The organism is Pseudomonas sp. SB113, from assembly GCF_040754745.1.
Taxonomy (GTDB): domain Bacteria; phylum Pseudomonadota; class Gammaproteobacteria; order Pseudomonadales; family Pseudomonadaceae; genus Aquipseudomonas; species Aquipseudomonas grimontii.
This window is the reverse complement of the sequence record NZ_JBFMHW010000014.1, coordinates 55,513-72,091: the sequence shown is the minus strand read 5'-3', so window position 1 is coordinate 72,091 and position 16,579 is coordinate 55,513. Positions and strand designations below refer to the sequence as shown.

16 protein-coding genes and 1 pseudogene are annotated in these 16,579 nt (G+C 62.2%); 10 read left to right on the top strand and 7 right to left on the bottom strand.

The genetic code is table 11. The features are described 5' to 3' along the window. Positions 1-24 precede the first annotated feature (24 nt). The 3 genes from AB1462_RS18970 (at position 25) to AB1462_RS18960 (ending at position 4,055) form a co-directional block, all read left to right on the top strand. Positions 25-1,680, top strand: a complete 1,656-nt coding sequence (locus tag AB1462_RS18970; RefSeq protein ID WP_090401943.1) for an acyl-CoA dehydrogenase family protein — start codon at positions 25-27, stop codon at positions 1,678-1,680. Positions 1,681-1,875: 195 nt separating this feature from the next. Further along, complete coding sequence (amn, locus tag AB1462_RS18965) at positions 1,876-3,348, top strand: AMP nucleosidase (RefSeq protein ID WP_167361103.1); 1,473 nt, start codon at positions 1,876-1,878, stop codon at positions 3,346-3,348. A gap of 71 nt (positions 3,349-3,419) precedes the next feature. After that, entirely contained in the window at positions 3,420-4,055 is a 636-nt protein-coding gene (locus AB1462_RS18960; protein ID WP_090401947.1) for a pseudouridine synthase, read from the top strand. On the opposite strand, the gene AB1462_RS18955 is transcribed toward AB1462_RS18960, so the two are convergent. Beyond that, the gene (locus tag AB1462_RS18955; RefSeq protein WP_025999909.1) at positions 4,050-4,259 is read right to left on the bottom strand and encodes a DUF2788 domain-containing protein; all 210 of its coding nucleotides are present in this window, start codon (positions 4,257-4,259) and stop codon (positions 4,050-4,052) included. The genes AB1462_RS18960 and AB1462_RS18955 overlap by 6 nt on opposite strands. Before the next feature lie 195 nt (positions 4,260-4,454). Beyond that, positions 4,455-4,934: an Lrp/AsnC family transcriptional regulator gene (locus tag AB1462_RS18950; protein WP_003194418.1), complete on the bottom strand. Its 480-nt coding sequence runs from the start codon at positions 4,932-4,934 to the stop codon at positions 4,455-4,457. Between the two features lie 431 nt (positions 4,935-5,365). Here AB1462_RS18950 and AB1462_RS18945 point away from each other — a divergent pair, with 431 nt between their 5' ends. Further along, on the top strand, positions 5,366-6,436 hold the full coding sequence (locus AB1462_RS18945) for a DUF6515 family protein (RefSeq protein ID WP_367247617.1): 1,071 nt from the start codon (positions 5,366-5,368) through the stop codon (positions 6,434-6,436). Positions 6,437-6,500: 64 nt separating this feature from the next. Here the strand turns inward: AB1462_RS18945 and AB1462_RS18940 are convergent, their stop codons facing one another. Beyond that, entirely contained in the window at positions 6,501-7,406 is a 906-nt protein-coding gene (locus AB1462_RS18940) for a cation diffusion facilitator family transporter (RefSeq protein ID WP_090401951.1), read from the bottom strand. Positions 7,407-7,415: 9 nt separating this feature from the next. Continuing rightward, complete coding sequence (locus AB1462_RS18935) at positions 7,416-7,835, bottom strand: polyribonucleotide nucleotidyltransferase (protein WP_090401953.1); 420 nt, start codon at positions 7,833-7,835, stop codon at positions 7,416-7,418. Positions 7,836-7,945: 110 nt separating this feature from the next. Here AB1462_RS18935 and hrpB point away from each other — a divergent pair, with 110 nt between their 5' ends. Then, positions 7,946-10,456 carry an ATP-dependent helicase HrpB gene (gene hrpB / locus AB1462_RS18930; RefSeq protein ID WP_367247616.1) on the top strand — a complete coding sequence of 837 codons (2,511 nt, stop codon included), beginning with the start codon at positions 7,946-7,948 and terminating at the stop codon, positions 10,454-10,456. 40 nt (positions 10,457-10,496) lie between these two features. On the opposite strand, the gene AB1462_RS18925 is transcribed toward hrpB, so the two are convergent. Both AB1462_RS18925 and AB1462_RS18920 read right to left on the bottom strand, forming a co-directional pair. Further along, entirely contained in the window at positions 10,497-11,585 is a 1,089-nt protein-coding gene (locus AB1462_RS18925; RefSeq protein WP_259194174.1) for an endonuclease/exonuclease/phosphatase family protein, read from the bottom strand. A gap of 40 nt (positions 11,586-11,625) precedes the next feature. Beyond that, positions 11,626-12,285, bottom strand: coding sequence for a YciC family protein (locus tag AB1462_RS18920; RefSeq protein ID WP_090409866.1), 660 nt, complete (start codon positions 12,283-12,285; stop codon positions 11,626-11,628). A gap of 180 nt (positions 12,286-12,465) precedes the next feature. On the opposite strand from AB1462_RS18920, the gene AB1462_RS18915 reads away from it, so the two are divergent. The 4 genes and pseudogenes from AB1462_RS18915 to AB1462_RS18900 all read left to right on the top strand — a co-directional run bounded on the left by AB1462_RS18915 (position 12,466) and on the right by AB1462_RS18900 (position 14,961). Continuing rightward, entirely contained in the window at positions 12,466-13,209 is a 744-nt protein-coding gene (locus tag AB1462_RS18915) for a DUF2076 domain-containing protein (RefSeq protein ID WP_090401959.1), read from the top strand. A 116-nt stretch (positions 13,210-13,325) separates the two neighbouring features. Beyond that, positions 13,326-13,802: an NYN domain-containing protein gene (locus AB1462_RS18910; protein ID WP_090401961.1), complete on the top strand. Its 477-nt coding sequence runs from the start codon at positions 13,326-13,328 to the stop codon at positions 13,800-13,802. Positions 13,803-13,848: 46 nt separating this feature from the next. After that, positions 13,849-14,460: a PolC-type DNA polymerase III gene (locus tag AB1462_RS18905; RefSeq protein ID WP_090401963.1), complete on the top strand. Its 612-nt coding sequence runs from the start codon at positions 13,849-13,851 to the stop codon at positions 14,458-14,460. Between the two features lie 277 nt (positions 14,461-14,737). Beyond that, positions 14,738-14,961, top strand: a pseudogene (locus tag AB1462_RS18900) (acyl carrier protein). A gap of 86 nt (positions 14,962-15,047) precedes the next feature. On the opposite strand, the gene AB1462_RS18895 reads toward AB1462_RS18900, so the two are convergent. Beyond that, positions 15,048-15,509, bottom strand: coding sequence for an Lrp/AsnC family transcriptional regulator (locus tag AB1462_RS18895; protein ID WP_090401964.1), 462 nt, complete (start codon positions 15,507-15,509; stop codon positions 15,048-15,050). Positions 15,510-15,670: 161 nt separating this feature from the next. Between AB1462_RS18895 and yedA the strand changes: the two genes are divergently transcribed. Continuing rightward, positions 15,671-16,567: a drug/metabolite exporter YedA gene (gene yedA, locus AB1462_RS18890; RefSeq protein ID WP_367247615.1), complete on the top strand. Its 897-nt coding sequence runs from the start codon at positions 15,671-15,673 to the stop codon at positions 16,565-16,567. Positions 16,568-16,579 lie beyond the last annotated feature (12 nt).

The following is a 16,579-nucleotide window of genomic DNA, read 5'->3' as shown; positions in this document are numbered from 1 at the left end:
GGCCTTTTTTCCAGGAGGCCCGTCATGAACCTGCATCAGTTCGCCGAAACCCACGACGTCACCAACCAGCCGCCCTCCTTGGACGGCACCAACCTGTACCGCATCGACGTGCCGCTGCAAGAGTGGTCGCGGCGCTTTGGCGCCGGCTGGGCGCAGGCGCGCATCGATGCGTACGGGGTGTTGGCTGGCGGGCCGCTGATGGAGGCCGGGTTCCTGGCCAACCAGAACAAACCGGTGTTCAGCAGCCATGACCGGTATGGCCATCGCATCGATCTGGTGGAGTTTCACCCGGCCTACCACGAGCTGATGCGCACTGCGGTCGAGCATGGCCTGCCGTCGCTGCCGTGGGCCCATCCACAATCCGGCGCCCATGTGGCGCGTGCTGCCATGACCTACCTGCACAGCCAGGCTGAGGCCGGCACCGGCTGCCCGCTCACCATGACCTTCGCCTGCGTCCCGGCCCTGCGCCTGCAACCCGACCTGGCGAAGACCTGGCTGCCGAAAATCCTCAGCACCCAATACGACCCGCGCAATGTCGGCATTGCCCACAAGACCGGTGCAACCATCGGCATGGCGATGACCGAGAAACAGGGCGGCACCGACGTGCGCGCCAACACCACCCGCGCCTATCCGGTGGGCGCGGGCGGGCCTGGGCAAGCCTATGAACTGGTGGGCCACAAGTGGTTCTGCTCTGCGCCGATGTGCGATGCCTTCCTGACTCTGGCCCAGACCGACAAAGGCCTGACCTGTTTCCTGCTGCCCCGGCACCGCCCGGATGACACCCGCAACGAGTTCTACATCCAGCGGCTGAAAAACAAACTGGGCAACTGCTCCAACGCCTCCAGTGAAGTGGAGTTTCGCGGGGCCCTGGCCTGGATGATCGGTGAAGAGGGGCGTGGCGTGCCGACCATCATCGAGATGGTCGCCATGACCCGTTTCGATTGCATGGTGGGCTCCAGCGCCTTGATGCGCCAGGCGTTGACCCAGGCCAGCCATCATTGCGCCCATCGTCTGGTGGGTGGTCGCGTACTCAGCGAGCAACCGCTGATGCAAAACGTGCTGGCCGACCTGGCCCTGGAAAGCGAAGCCTCGCTGGCCTTGAGCATGCGCATGGGCTGCGCCCTGGACAACCTGGGCGATGAGCGGGAAGCCAAGTTCGCTCGGCTGGTGACGGCGGTGGGCAAGTATTGGATCTGCAAGCGCGCCCCGGCGATGATCAACGAAGCCGCCGAATGTATGGGCGGTGCGGGCTACGTGGAGGACAGCATTCTGCCGCGTTTGTACCGTGAGGCACCGGTGAATTCGACGTGGGAAGGTTCCGGCAACGTGCAATGCCTGGACGTGCTGCGCGCACTGTCCAAAGAGCCCGGCGTGCTGGAGGCGTTGTTTGTCGAACTCGGTGATGGGCATGGCGACAAGCAGCTGGCGCGGCACATCGAGCAACTGAAGTCGGCGTTCATGGACACCCAGGACATCCAGTACCGCGCGCGGCAGTTGACCGAGGATATTGCTGTGGCGCTACAGGCCAAGTTGTTGCTGGAGGCCGGTCATGCGGCGGTCAGCGATGGCTTTATCGCCAGCCGTTTGGGCCAGTCGTCTGGCCGGGCATATGGCACCTTGCCGCGAGGCGTTGATGTCGAAGCCATCGTCGCGCGCTCAAGCCCCACTGTCTCTGAATAAACACGGTCCAAATGTGGGAGGGGGCTTGCTCCCGATGGCTGAGAGTCAGTCAGCCTATCTATAAACTGACCCACCGCTATCGGGAGCAAGCCCCCTCCCACAGGGATTGCAGCAATCTTGAGAGGGCACTCCAATTCAAGGTTTGCGTCTGACAGGGATACAGGCAAGATAAAGGCCTGCAAGTCAGAACACAGGATGCTTACCGTGACCGAAGCTTTTGTTGTCGTTCAAACCGCCGAAGAGGCCGTGGATCGGCTGGCGGCCCTGCATGAGCGTGCCACCGGCGCGCTCAATCAAGCCCTCAAGCAATACCTTAAGGACCGCGTCGAACCCGACGCCGCACAACGTGCGCTGTTTCGCTACCCGGAACTGCGCCTGACTTACCACTGCCACGGCGAAGTCCCACAGACTACCCGGGCGTATGCCAAGGTCCAGCTACCGGGGACCTACAGCGTTACCGTTACTCATCCTGCGGCGTTCCGTAAGTATTTGCTGGAACAACTGGTGCCGCTGATGCACGACTTCACCGTGACCGTGGAAGTGGGCGTCAGCCAGCAGAACATTCCGTACCCCTACGTGGTGGAGCAGGGCGACGAACTGGCCGGCTCCGGTGTGACCGCCGCGACCTTGGCGCGCGTGTTCCCCAGCACCGACCTGTCGGCCGCCACCGATGGCATCGCCGACGGCCTCTACGACTGGGAAAACACCGACCCGCTGCCGCTGGCGCTGTTCGATGCGGCGCGCGTGGACTTTTCCCTGCGCCGGCTGGTGCATTACACCGGCAGCGACTGGCGCCATGTGCAGCCGTGGATCCTACTGACCAACTACCACCGCTATGTCGACCAGTTCATCCTGCATGGCCTGGAACAACTGCGCAGCGACCCGCGTTTTATCCGCATGGTGCTGCCGGGCAACGTCATCATCGACAAGAGCATGGACCACGGCGAAGCCTCGGCGATTGCCGCGGGCGTGGTGTGGCACCGCTACCAGATGCCGGCCTATCACCTGCAGGCCAGCGATGGCCACGGCGTGACCTTGGTGAACATCGGTGTCGGCCCGTCCAACGCCAAGAACATCACCGATCACCTGGCGGTGCTGCGTCCACACTGCTGGCTGATGATTGGCCACTGTGGCGGCCTGCGCCAATCCCAGACTATCGGCGACTACGTACTGGCCCACGCCTATATGCGCCGCGACGGGATTCTCGATCGGGTGGTACCGCCGAACATTCCGATCCCGGCCCTGGCCGAAGTGCAGATGGCCTTGCAGCAGGCGGCGGCGAATGTCACCGGTGAGAAAGGCGAAGAGCTGAAAAAACGCCTGCGTACCGGCACCGTGCTGACCTACGACGACCGCAACTGGGAGCTGCGTTGGGCCCAGGAACGACCGTTGATCAACCTCTCCCGCGCCGTGGCGGTGGACATGGAAAGCGGCACCATCGCCGCCCAAGGCTACCGCTTGCGCGTACCGTACGGCACCTTGCTGTGCGTGTCGGACAAGCCGCTGCACAGTGAGATCAAGCTGCCGGGCTCGGCCAACGCGTTCTATGAACGTGCGGTCAGCCAGCATTTGAAGATCGGCATCGAGGCGGTGGACTTGTTGCGCACCGAACTCAATTCGCTGCACTCGCGCAAACTGCGCAGCTTCGACGAGCCGCCGTTCCGCTAAGCGGTTGGGATGGTTATTTAGCGGTCAGGCCACTAGCATTGTCGGTCCTGACCGTTAGATGTTCCTTTGCCATGTCCCGTCCCAGCCGTCCCGATCCGCGCCGCCCTGGCGTGAAACCTCCGTATTCTGCCGCGCGCCGTGTTGCCAAGGCGCCACCGGCCGAGCCGAAGTTGATCCTGTTCAATAAACCCTTCGATGTGCTGACCCAGTTCAGCGACGAAGGCGGGCGCGCGACGCTCAAGGATTTTATCGACATCCCCGGCATCTACCCGGCAGGCCGCCTGGACCGTGACAGCGAAGGCCTGTTGCTGCTGACCAACGATGGCCAGTTGCAAGCGCGTATCGCCGATCCCAAGCACAAGCTGGCGAAAACCTACTGGGTGCAGGTGGAGGGCGAACCCACCGAAGAGTTGCTGCAACGCCTGCGCGAGGGGGTAGAACTCAACGACGGCAAAACCCTGCCCGCCGAGGCCCGGCGTTTGGATGAGCCTGAGTTGTGGCCGCGCAACCCGCCGGTGCGCTTTCGCAAAAACCTACCGACTTACTGGCTTGAGCTGGTGATTCGAGAGGGGCGTAACCGCCAGGTACGACGCATGACCGCCGCCGTGGGCCTGCCGACCTTGCGTCTGGTGCGGGTGCGTATCGGCGATTGGACAATCGACGGCCTGGACCAAGGCCAATGGAAGGAAGTCCCGGCGCGTTTATAAAGCGCCGGACTCGATCAGGCCGATCACCACGCTCTTGATGATGAACGCGGCCACGCCCAGGCCCAGCACGAAAAACAGGATGAACGAGCCAAAGCGCCCGGCCTTGGATTTCTTCGCCAGGTCCCAGACGATAAAGCCCATGAAAATGATCAGGATAGTGACCAGGCCGGTCATCATCCATTCTTCGAACAGGGCGGGGTCGATGTTGTTCATGGGCTCTTCCAACGGGGCAGGCGGCAAGTATACGGCAGTGCCACAGGCGCAACATTGACCTGGATCGAAGTGCGTTCCAATTGTGGGAGGGGGCTTGCTCCCGATGGCGGTGTGTCAGTCAGCTAATCTGTGGCTGACGCACCGTCATCGGAGCAAGCCCCCTCCCACAGTTGACCTTCACCGATCTTAAGTACGCAGGTGGGTCAGCGGCAATTCGGTGCTGTTGAGCACCTGGTTCAGCACAAAGCTCGACCGCACGCTGGTCACGCCTTCAATGCGAGTGAGGTGGCCCAGCAGCAGTTTTTGATAGTGGTCCATGTCCGGCACCACCACTTTCAACTGATAGTCCGCATCCATCCCCGTCACCAAACTGCACTCCAGTACCTGGGGCAGGGTGCGGATGGCCGCTTCGAAGTTCTCGAAGCGCTCGGGAGTGTGGCGGTCCATGCCGATCAGCACATAGGCCGTGAGGCTCAGGCCGAGCATCTTGCGGTCGAGCAGGGCGACCTGGCGCGCGATGTAGCCGTCGTCTTCCAACTGCTTGACCCGGCGTGAGCAGGGCGAAGGCGACAGGCCGATACGCTCGGCCAACTCCTGGTTGGAGATCCTCGCGTCGCGCTGCAATTCCGCCAAAATACTCAAGTCGTATCGGTCAAGCTTGCTCATCGGGTTGGCCTTTGTCGTAACTATTGCGGTGAATTATCCATGAAGGGTTAAAAATTGCGCAAGCACTGTTTATTGACGCAATCTTCGCAATCATCTGTCGGGCGCGGGCCTGTATCTTTATCAACAGAATCACCGCCTGGACAACAGTCCACAGCAGCTCGCCCAATCAGGCTTGCTGCGGCCGCCACCCCAGCAGGGTTGAGCCGGCCTCCAGGCTGCACACTGTCCACAAGACGGCGTGAGGTGAGCCAACGTCAAAAGCGTTGAGCACGGACGAAGTTCTCAAGGGGTGGCCGACGGGTCACCCCTTTTCTTTTGCCTTAAGAAAATTGTTCTCGTGACTGATAACCTGTCTCAGAACCGGGCGAGGCTTTTCCAGTCTCATCTATGAGGCTGGACGTTCTAGGCCCTTATCCGCAGTGAGGAATAGCATGAAGCGCATCTGGCGTATGGCAGGTGTAGGTTTGCTGATGGTCACCGTCGGCACGCAAGTGATGGCCGAAGACCCGCGCCCTGAAGGGGGCGGCCAGCATGAAAGAGGGCCGGAGGGCGGTCGGCAAGGTCAAGGTAACGAACAGCCGCGCCCACAAAATAACCAGCCGCGCCCACAGAACAATCAACCACGGCCGGAAAACAATCAGCCACGTCCACAGAACCCGCATTTTGATCGCGCCGAGCAACAGCAGCACGGTGGCGGACAGGAGCAAGGCCGCTCGCAAGGTGCCGAACAGCCTCGCCCAGCACCGCAGCCTGCGAATAACCTGCCGATCCAGGGTCGCCCCGATACCGTGCGCCAGACCCAGGAGCCGCGTCAGGGTTACTACCGTGACATTCCTCGACGCAACGACGACAACCGGAATTGGGAGGCCGGTGGCCCCGGCTCGCGTCCGGGCAACAACGGTGGCGGCTATAACAACGGCCATCCCGGCGATAACCGCTGGCCTGGCCGCCCCGATGGGCATGGCAATGGCTGGGGCCCCGGCCCGCAATATCGTCCCGGTTATACCGTCGACCGCTTCCCCGACCGCAATTACCGCGTGCCGTACCGTGGCCAGGATTACTTCTTCTCCGGCGGCTACTGGTACCGCCCTCAAGGCCCGCGCTATGTGGTCGTGGCGCCGCCGTATGGCATCCGTGTGCATTACTTGCCGGACTACGCGCGCGAAGTGTGGGTCGGTGGCTCGCTGTTGTTCCTGGCCGCCGGCGCCTACTACGCCTACGAACAAAGCACCCAGCAATACGTGGTGGTGCAACCGCCGACGCAAGTGCCAGCGCCGCAGCCAGCACCGCAAGGCAATGGTTATGACGTGGTGGCCTATCCCACCAACGGGCAGTCACCGGCGCAAGTCCAGCAGGATGGTTACGACTGTTATCGCTGGGCGGTGCAACAAAGCGGCTTCGACCCGCAGGCGGTCACCTACGCCCCTGACCCGGCGGTGGTGCAAACCTACCGCCAGGCCCAGGGCAACTGCCTGAGCAGTCGCGGGTATCAGGTGCAATAGAGGCAGCTGCAAGCTTCAAGCTTCAAGCTTCAAGCTTCAAGCTTCAAGCTTCAAGTTTTTAGCTTCAGGCTTGCGGCTTATAGCTTGCAGCGTGTACCTGATCCGCAGGATCCGCATGCACCAGCACTTCGGCGCGCGGGTAGGCTGCGTGAATGGCATCGGCGGCCTGGTCGCTGATGCCGTGGGCCACTGACAGCGTCAACTCCCCCGGCAACTCCAGGTGCAACTGCACAAACCAATGGTTGCCGGAGATGCGCGTGCGCAAGTCATGGGCTCCCAGCACCCCCGGTACGCCTCGGGCCAGTTCCAGCATGTGCTGGCTGACGTCCGGCGGCAGTTCCTCGTCCATCAACACCGCAAAGCTTTCCTTGGCGATCTGGATCGCGCTCCACAAAATGTAGGCGGCGATGCCCAGGCCGAACCAGGCGTCGACCTGATGAAAGCCCATGCCCGCCAGCACCAACGCCACCAGGATGCTGCCGTTGAGCAGCAGGTCAGAGCGATAGTGCAGCGAATCCGCCCGCACGGCGCTGGAGCCGGTTTCGCGCACAACCCGGTGTTGCAGCATCAGCAGTGCCACGGTCAGCACCAGGGAAAACACGATCACCCCAATGCTCAGCCATGGCGCGCCGACCGGTTCCGGATGCTGCAAACGCTCGTAGGCCTGCAAGGCGATCAATACCGCACTGCCGCCAATAAACAACGCCTGGGCCATGCCCGCCAGCGACTCTGCCTTGCCGTGACCATAACGATGATCGTCATCGGCCGGGCGCAGGGCGTAATGCACCGCCAGCAGGTTCAGCAGCGAGGTCACGCCATCGAGCAGGGAGTCGGTCAATCCGGCGAGCATGCTCACCGAGCCGCTGAGCCACCAGGCGATGGCCTTTGTAACGATCAGCGCACAGGCCACACCCACCGAGGCGCGGGTGGCCAGGCGTAACAGCCGGGCGTGTTCGGGACTGCTGGTCATAAACGTTCCTTAGGCGGCGGGTTGCAGGCCCAGGGACGCAAGTTGTTGCACGCTGCCCTTAAACTGGATCATGCGCGGGTCGTCCAGCGGCAGGGTGCGGCCGGTTTCCTTCTGGATGATGCTTTGCAGCTTGGCGTTGTCGACCTTACCGTCGGCGCCGATGGCTTCGTGGAGTTTTTCCGGGTCGACCTGGGCGGTCTTGCCGGGTTCGAAGTAGATCGCGCCCGTGGCGAAGTCGACGCCGAATGCGATCAAGCCAGGGATCACGTAGAACAACAGGCCCACGGCATCGAGCACGGCAATGGTCGGGTCGATCTTGCCGTCGATCTGGCCACGGCGGTCCGGGTAGAAAATCGAACCGCAGGCCGTCAGTTGGCTCAGCAGGGTGACGGCGAGGACACCGCCGATGACACGGGAAGCGATACGCATGGAGACTCTCCTGAACACGGTTGAGAGGGGACTATATAGCACTGCCATTGAGACCATCATCGGCATCCGGCAGTTCGCCGTTATACTCGCCGCTCTGCTTTGGAGCCAGTATGAATTCGTTGCCAATCGATGATGTTTTACCCGCCCTGCGTGACGCCTTGGCGAATCGCCATGAAGCCGTGCTGGAAGCGCCGCCCGGCGCCGGTAAAACCACCCGCGTACCCTTGGCCTTGTTGAATGAGCCTTGGCTGGCCGGGCAGACCATCCTGATGCTCGAACCCCGGCGTTTGGCCGCTCGCGCCGCCGCGGAACGGTTGGCCAGCGAACTGGGCGAAAAGGTCGGTGAAACCGTCGGCTATCGCATCCGCCTCGACAGCAAGGTCGGGCCCACTACGCGTATCGAAGTGGTCACCGAAGGCATCCTCACCCGCCGTCTGCAGGACGACCCGGCACTGGACGGTGTGGGCTTGCTGATCTTCGACGAATTCCACGAGCGCAGCCTCGACGCCGATCTGGCGCTGGCCCTGAGCCTGAACGGCCGCGATGTGTTTCGCGACGAGCAACCGCTGAAAATCCTGCTGATGTCCGCTACCCTCGAAGGCGAGCGCCTGGCCAGCCTGCTGGACGACGCGCCGATCCTGCGCAGCCAGGGGCGCATGTTCCCGGTGCAGATGCGCTGGGGCCGACCGTACCAGCCCGGTGAATTCATCGAGCCGCGCGTGGTGCAAACCATCCTCGAAGCCCTGCACGATGAAACCGGCAGCGTGCTGGTGTTCCTACCGGGCCAGGCGGAAATTCGCCGGGTCAACCAGCAACTGGCCGACGCCCTGGGCGATCGCAGCGATGTGTTGCTGTGCCCGCTGCATGGCGAACTGGACCTCAACGCCCAGCGCGCGGCCATCGATCCTGCCCCTGCCGGTAAACGCAAAGTGGTACTCGCCACCAACATTGCCGAGACCAGCCTGACCATCAACGGCGTACGCGTGGTGATCGATGCCGGGTTGGCGCGCGTGCCGCGCTTCGACCCCGGCAGCGGCATGACCCGTCTCGACACCCAGCGCATCTCCCGCGCCAGCGCCACCCAGCGCGCGGGCCGGGCCGGGCGATTGGAACCGGGGGTGTGTTATCGGTTGTGGTCCGAAGACCAGCATGAAGGCCTGGCCGCGTATGGCAGTGCTGAAATCCTTGCGGCTGATCTTGCAGGTTTGGCCCTGCAGCTGGCGCGCTGGGGCGTCACGCCCACGCAGCTGGTTTGGCTCGACGTGCCACCGACCGCCGCGTATGCCCAGGCCCAGGATTTGCTGGTGCGCCTCGGGGCTCTGAATGAAGAAAAACTCACCGCTCATGGCCAGAAGATGGCCGAGTTGCCGGCCCATCCACGCATCGCCCATTTGCTGCTGCGCGGGCAGGACCTGGGGCTGGCGGCCACGGCCTGTGATGTCGCGGCACTGTTGGGCGAGCGCGATATTTTGCGCGGCGGCGGCGCCGATTTGCACAGCCGCCTGGCGCTGATGTCCGGCGAAGAGCGCGCGCGCGGTACTCAAGGTGGCGTGCAGCGCGCCAAGCAACTGGCACGGCAATACCGTGGCTATTTAAGGGGCAAGGCGACTCAGCCGGTGGCCGACCCCGACCACCCGCGCTGGCTCGGTGCCTTGCTGGCGCTGGCCTACCCGGACCGTGTCGCCCAGCAACGTCGCCCCGGTGGTGCCGAATACCGCTTGGCCAACGGCCGCGCCGCGCTGTTCGCCGAGGCCGACAGCCTGATGAAACAACCTTGGCTGGTGATCGCCGACCTCGGCAGCCGCCAGGGCCAGCGCGAAGAACGCATCTACCTCGCGGCAGATTTTGACCCGACGCTGTTCGACACGGTCCTCGCCGAACAAGTGCGCAACGTCGATCAACTGGACTGGGACGAGCGCGAAGGCGTGCTGCGTGCCGAACGCCAGCGCAAAGTCGGTGAGCTGGTGCTCAGCCGCGAACCGCTCTCCGGTCTCGACGAATCCGCGCGCAGCCAGGCGCTGGTCAACCTGGTGCGGCGCAAAGGCCTGGAGCTATTACCCTGGACCCCGGAACTGCGGCAATGGCAATCCCGCGTCCTGCTGCTGCGCCAGTTGGACGCCGGCAAAACCAGCGAGTGGCCTGACGTCAGCGACAGCGCCTTGCTCGCCGGCCTGGAGCATTGGCTGATGCCCTATTTGGGCAAAGTCTCGCGCCTGAGTCATTTCGCCAACCTGGATATTTCCAGCTACCTGCACAACCTGTTGCCCTGGCCGCTGCCCCAGCGCCTGGACGAGCTGGCGCCACAGCATGTGAAAGTGCCATCTGGTTCATCGGTGCGTTTGGACTACAGCGAACAACCGCCGATCCTGGCGGTGCGTTTGCAGGAACTGTTCGGCCTGGCCGACACCCCGCGCATTGCCGGCGGGCGCCAGGTGGTGAAGTTGCACCTGCTGTCGCCAGCGCGACGGCCGGTGCAGGTGACGCAGGACCTGGCGAACTTCTGGCGCAGTACCTATGCCGAGGTGAAGAAGGATCTGAAGGGCAGGTATCCCAAGCATTACTGGCCGGATGATCCGCTGATAGCCGAGCCGACCGCGCGCATCAAACCCCGAAAGTCGTAACGCTAAGGATCCCAATGTGGGAGGGGGCTTGTTGTGTGGGTTATTGCGCGGCAGGCAGCAGGAACCGGGCGATCACCGGCATATGGTTGGAAATACGCAACGTATCCTCCTGCCTCACCTTGGCCTCCACTCGCTTGATTCGCGGGCTGTAGAACAGGTAATCCAGCGTACGATCCGGGCCATCGATGCTCGGGTCATTGGGAAAATGCGTCAGCCATTTCTCACGATCAATCCCGCTGGATTGGCTGTTGCTCGGGATCATCGGGTACTTGTCCCACAATAAATGCAGCTCACTGTCCGGCGAATACTGCCCGCGCTTACCCGCATCCAAACGCAGGAATTGCCCCAGGGGCAGCAGGTTGAAATCGCCGCCGATCAGCCAGGGCGTGCCACGGCCTTCGAACTTGTCCAGCAACTTCACCGTGGTTTGTACCTGTTCCTGCACCGCGCTGCGCCCAGGCGCGTCACCGTCCAGGCGGGTATTGAGCACCGCCAGTTGGCCGCCGTCGCTCAGCGGCAGGTAGGTCAACAGCAAGGCCGGCTTGGGTTGGAACTGGCGGCTGATGATATTGGCCTCGGGTGCCGGCAATTGCAGGCGTTCGGCGTGTTCGATCTGGTAGCGGCTCAGGGTCGCCAGCTTGCGGCCGACGCTGCCGAAGATATGCCGGTCGGGCACGAAGTCGGCTTTCCAGTCGAAGGCTTGGGCGCTGCATGGGTAGAGGTCGACCAGGCGTTCCTGCAAAAGCGCTAGCTGGTCCTGATAGTGGGAAGGCTTGGCGTTTTCGTCGAGTTCCTGCAAGAGCAGGATGTCGGGTTGTTCGTCACGAATCACCCGCGCCACTTCGTCGAGGCTGACGGCCATGTCTTCAACGGTGGGGCGTTCGTCCGGGCCGCTGCCGTCGGCGGTGTCGTACCAGAACACGTAGTTCTTGCCGGCCAGGTATTGCACGTTCCAGGTCATGACCTTGAGCGCCTGCCCCGGCAACAGGGTCGGCGCACGGGGCGCGACGCAGCTGACGGGCAGGGTTTCCTTGGCGGCGGGGCGCCAGGTCAGGCTGTAGATCAGGGCCGTCAGCAGGCCCGCAACGATCAGCAGGCCCAGCAGGGTGATGCGCAATAAACGGGTCATCGGCTCGGCTTATGGCGTTTCAGGAGTGGCGTGGAGCATATCACCGCGCGTCGGCATCGCCACCGATCAGCATGAATAAACGGAACAGCACCACGCTGGTGAACAGTTGCAGGAAGCTGTGGGCGCTGTCCATCAGCAGCCCCAGCAGCGGCGCGGGATTGGGATATGCCGCCACACTGGCGCCTTTGAGCAGCCACAGGGGCGTCATCACACACAACAGGCACACCAGGATTCGCCAGAAATGCCCACGGGTCAGGCGCAAACTTTCCTTCATCGCCTCCAGCGCCGGCATGCCGCGCAGCACCAACAGGTACTCGGCGAAGGCCAACACCACCATCAGCCACAGGCCCGGCAGAAAATACAGCGACAGGCCCAGCAAAATCAGAAGGGTGCTCATGGCGGTCAGCAGCGCGAAGCGTGGCCACAGGGTCAGGGCCATGGCCCAGATGTCCTTGGTGCGCGGCGACTCGCCACGGGTGCGGGCGTCAAGGAACAGGATCAACGCGCCGGTGTACAGCGGGTACACCAGCAACCCCACCACCACGCTGTAGCCGGGGAAGGCATCCGGGCCGAGCACATGGTCGAGCACCTGTTGCAGCAGGGCTTCGAGGATCACCAGCGGCAGGCACAGCTGGACGATGGCACCCAGGTTGCCTCGGGTAAAACGGAAGGAGTCGCGCAATACGTCTAACGGATTCATCAGGTTCATCGCAGGCCTAAAAGCAAGGGCAACACTTTAACCGATCATGGCCAGCGGTAAGCAAACGTAAACCTTGAGTAAAGACCATTGAAACAACTGGTAACACCCCCATAACTAGGACGCACCTGGCCTGATCACAGGCAGGACCACGATTTCTACCGGCAATCTAACGAGGTCGCCATGAACAGCGAAGAGCAAACCCTGATCGATGGACTGTTTTCACGGTTGCAGCAAGCCGAAACGGACTCAGCCCCGCGCGATGCGCAAGCAGAAGCACGGATCAAGGAGCACATGACTCGCCAACCGGCCGCCGGGTACTACATGACCCAGTCGATCCTGGTGCAGGAACACGCGCTCAAGAGTCTCGACGCGCAGAACAAGCAACAGGCGCAGCAGATCCAGCAATTGCAGGATGAGTTGCAGCGGGCCAAGTCCGCGCCCCCGGCCCCGGCAAGCAGCGGTGGTTTCCTGTCGAGCATCTTTGGTGGCGGTTCCCGTGACCCGCAACCGGCCCAGAGTGCTCCGGCCTCGTCGGGCGGTGGCTGGCGTGAACCGGCGCGGCCGTCCTTTGGCCAGCCAGCGCCGCAACAGAACTATCAACAGCCACAACAACCTGCCGCAGCCCCCATTGGCAGCGGGTTCCTCGGTGGCGCGATGAAAACCGCCGCGGGCGTGGCCGGTGGTGTGTTGCTGGCCGAAGGTATCAGCAGCCTGTTCAACCACAACTCGCAACAGCCGCAGGTCGTGGAAGAAATCATCCGTGAAGAGCCGGCGCCCGCCAGTGACAACGGCAACTGGGGCAACGACGACCAGAAGTTCGCCGGCAATGACAGCTGGGGCAACGACAATGCCTCGGACAGCTTTGCCGATAGCGACTATTCCGACGATTCTTCCTCCTTCGGCGACGACGATTCCTTCGTCTGACCCTCCCGGTCCGGGGCGCTGAGCCGCCCCGGTCTGATTTTTCCCGGTAACGTTCTCGCGGCTGGCATACTGGCACCCTTTCCGGGCCCGGCGCCTGGCTGTCATGAGGAAGTGCGGTGAAGAAAATTGCAGTGTTCGCCGATGTACAAAACCTCTACTACACCGTCCGCCAGGCCTATGGCTGCCATTTCAACTACGCCGCCCTGTGGGCTGATATCGGCTCGCGTGGGCAGATCGTCGAGGCCTATGCGTATGCCATCGACCGCGGTGACAGCAAGCAGCAGCAGTTCCAGCAGATCCTGCGCAACCTGGGCTTTACGGTAAAACTCAAGCCGTATATCCAGCGCAGCGACGGTTCGGCCAAGGGCGACTGGGACGTGGGCATCACCATCGACATCATGGACGCCGCCGACCACGTCGACGAAATTGTGCTGGCCTCGGGTGACGGCGACTTCGACATGCTGCTCGACCGCATCATCCACAAGCACGGCGTCGAAGCCGTGGCCTACGGCGTACCGGGGCTGACGGCCAACTCACTGATACGTGCCGCCAGCCGCTACGTGCCAATTGAAGGCGCGCTGTTGCTTAAATAAGCGCTGCGGCTCAATACATAAATGGTTAGACGGAGTTGGAACAGGTTTGGAACGTATAGCGGTCATCGACTTTGAAACCACCGGCATCACCCCGAGCAGCCATTGCCGGGCCACGGAAATCGCGGTGGTTATCCTCGAGCGTGGCCAGATCGTGGACCGCTACCAGAGCCTGATGAACGCAGGCGTGCGCGTGCCGGGCTTTATCGAACAACTCACCGGCATCAGCAACGCCATGCTGCGCAGCGCCCCGCCGGCCGAGCGGGTGATGAACGAAGTCAACGAATTCGTCGGCACCACGCCGCTGATGGCGCACAACGCCGCGTTCGACCAGAAGTTCTGGGACTTCGAACTCGGCCTGATCCGCCGCACCCGCCTGCAAAAATTCGCCTGCTCCCTGCTGTTGGCCCGCCGCCTGATGCCGACTGCGCCCAACCACAAGCTCGGCACCCTCAACGCCTACGCGAAACTGCCCCACACCGGCCAGGCTCACCGAGCGCTGGCGGATGCGGAAATGGCCGCCAACCTCACGGCACACCTGGCCCAGGAACTGCGGCGTACCCATGGCTTGCGCGAACTGTCCCACGACCTGCTGTGCACCCTGCAGAAAGTGCCGGCGGCGAAGATCAATGAGCATCTGAAGAAGCATCGCGGGTTCTGACAGAACAACGCCGTTCAAAAAAATGTGGGAGGGGGCTTGCTCCCGATTGCAGTGTGTCAGCCAGTACATCTGGTGACTGACACTCAGCTATCGGGAGCAAGCCCCCTCCCACATTGGTTATCTGTCGTTCATCGAGGCTGCACATCCATCGCCTCACCCGACGAGTGCGCAGTGCCCACCGCGCAGCTCAGCAAATCCGCCGCATTTGCTGGCGATTAAAAACCGCCCTCTAGTATCTGTTCAGTTATTCCGGGGCGAAGAAAAGGACGCTGACTAAATGAGAACTGAGATCAGCGAAAAGGTGATTCAGCTATTCGTCGATATCATCGGTTTCATCGACCGAAGCCAGGTCACGGAGCAAACGGACTTCATCCATGATTTCAAGATTATTGATGACGATTTGACCTGCAAGCGACGCAGGAGGATTGGGATCACATCACCACCATCCAGCAGATAGTCGATTTGATTGTTGAACGCTCGAATTTGCAGTGCGGCCACTGACGCCATCGGGAGCAAGCCCCCTCCCACATTTTGAATGTATTCACAAATCAAACTGTGGGAGGGGGCTTGCTCCCGATGGCGGTAGATCAGCCACCATTTCTGCCATTGGTTTCCAACTGCCCCAACGGCACCCGCCGCTCTATCGCGCTCGACAAAATAATCGAGGTCTTGCTGAACCCGAACTTCGCCAGCCGATTGATCAAACTCTCCAACTCCGGCATCGAGCCCACCGCCGCCTGCATGATCACGCACGGATCGCCCGTCACCCGGTGGCATTCAGTCAGTTCGGGGATTTCGGCCAGTGCGTCATACACCTTCTGGCTGCCATGGTTGGTCAGCCGCAGTTCAATCACGCACTGAATCGGCAAACCCACTTTCGACATATCCACCTTGGCCTGGTACCCGGTGATCACCCCACTGGCTTCCAGCTTGGCCACGCGTTCGGCCACGGCGGGGGCGGAGAGGTTTACCGTGCGGGCCAGTTGCGCGTAGGAGGCGCGGCCGTCTTCGAGCAGGGCGCTGAGGAGCATGCGGTCGTATTTGTCCATGAAAAGGCTCCAGCGCCAGGTGGCTTTCGAAAGTATGGTTTATAGCCTTCATAACCATGCTTTGAAAAGTGTATGGGCGGTTTAAACAGGTTTTGTAACTTATGTTTAAAGACCTGCCTTTTTAGAATAAGCATCTCTTATATCTGCCTTCGAGCTGCCCAATGCCTGGCCCACGTCGCTTTCCTTTACCGTTGATCGCCGCCTTTTTTGCGCTGTATGTCATCTGGGGGTCCACCTACCTGGTGATCCGCATCGGCGTGGACTACTGGCCGCCGTTGTTGTTGGCGGGGATTCGGTTCTGCACGGCGGGTGCGCTGATGTATGGCTACCTCAGATGGCGCGGGGTGCCGGCGCCGACGTGGCCACAATGGAAGGCCGCCGGGATGATCGGCATTTTGCTGCTCGCCTTCGGTAATGGCGGCGTCACGTTGGCCGAACACGCGGGCGTGTCGTCCGGCGTGGCTGCCCTGGCGGTGGCGACCGTGCCGCTGTTCACCTTGCTGTGCGGGTATTTCTGGGGCGCGCGCAACACGCGGTTGGAATGGGCCGGGGTGATCCTGGGGATTGTCGGCATCGCCATGCTCAATATGGGCAGCACCCTGCAATCAAGCCCGGTGGGTGCTGCCTTGTTGTTGTTCGCGGCCGCATCGTGGGCATTCGGGTCAGTGTGGAGTCGGCAGTTGTCGCTGCCCCAGGGCGCGATGGCCAGCGCAGCGGAGATGCTGGTGGCGGGCGTGACATTGTTGATCGGCAGCGCGCTTTCCGGTGAGCACCTGCAGGCCATGCCGCCATTGGAGGGTTGGCTGGCGTTGGCCTACCTGACCGTGTTCGGCTCGATCATCGCCTTCAACGCCTATATGTACCTGCTCAAGCATGTGCGCCCGGCGGCCGCGACCAGCTATGCCTACGTCAACCCGGCCGTCGCAGTGTTGCTGGGGATTGTGTTCATCGGCGAGACCATCGGTTTGGAAGAGGCCCTGGCGATGCTGGTGATTATCAGCGCCGTGCTGTTGATCAGTCTGCCCCAGTGGCGAAAGCCCAAGCCGGAAATAAGGTAAACTGCCGCGCAT

Excerpts from the sequence above, each read along its gene's own strand:
- AB1462_RS18970 (WP_090401943.1), top strand. The coding sequence starts at position 25 with ATGAACCTGCATCAGTTCGCCGAAACCCACGACGTCACCAACCAGCCG.
- amn (WP_167361103.1), top strand. The coding sequence starts at position 1,876 with ATGCTTACCGTGACCGAAGCTTTTGTTGTCGTTCAAACCGCCGAAGAG.
- AB1462_RS18960 (WP_090401947.1), top strand. The coding sequence starts at position 3,420 with ATGTCCCGTCCCAGCCGTCCCGATCCGCGCCGCCCTGGCGTGAAACCT.
- AB1462_RS18950 (WP_003194418.1), bottom strand. The coding sequence starts at position 4,934 with ATGAGCAAGCTTGACCGATACGACTTGAGTATTTTGGCGGAATTGCAG.
- AB1462_RS18945 (WP_367247617.1), top strand. The coding sequence starts at position 5,366 with ATGAAGCGCATCTGGCGTATGGCAGGTGTAGGTTTGCTGATGGTCACC.
- AB1462_RS18940 (WP_090401951.1), bottom strand. The coding sequence starts at position 7,406 with ATGACCAGCAGTCCCGAACACGCCCGGCTGTTACGCCTGGCCACCCGC.
- AB1462_RS18935 (WP_090401953.1), bottom strand. The coding sequence starts at position 7,835 with ATGCGTATCGCTTCCCGTGTCATCGGCGGTGTCCTCGCCGTCACCCTG.
- hrpB (WP_367247616.1), top strand. The coding sequence starts at position 7,946 with ATGAATTCGTTGCCAATCGATGATGTTTTACCCGCCCTGCGTGACGCC.
- AB1462_RS18925 (WP_259194174.1), bottom strand. The coding sequence starts at position 11,585 with ATGACCCGTTTATTGCGCATCACCCTGCTGGGCCTGCTGATCGTTGCG.
- AB1462_RS18920 (WP_090409866.1), bottom strand. The coding sequence starts at position 12,285 with ATGAATCCGTTAGACGTATTGCGCGACTCCTTCCGTTTTACCCGAGGC.
- AB1462_RS18915 (WP_090401959.1), top strand. The coding sequence starts at position 12,466 with ATGAACAGCGAAGAGCAAACCCTGATCGATGGACTGTTTTCACGGTTG.
- AB1462_RS18895 (WP_090401964.1), bottom strand. The coding sequence starts at position 15,509 with ATGGACAAATACGACCGCATGCTCCTCAGCGCCCTGCTCGAAGACGGC.
- yedA (WP_367247615.1), top strand. The coding sequence starts at position 15,671 with ATGCCTGGCCCACGTCGCTTTCCTTTACCGTTGATCGCCGCCTTTTTT.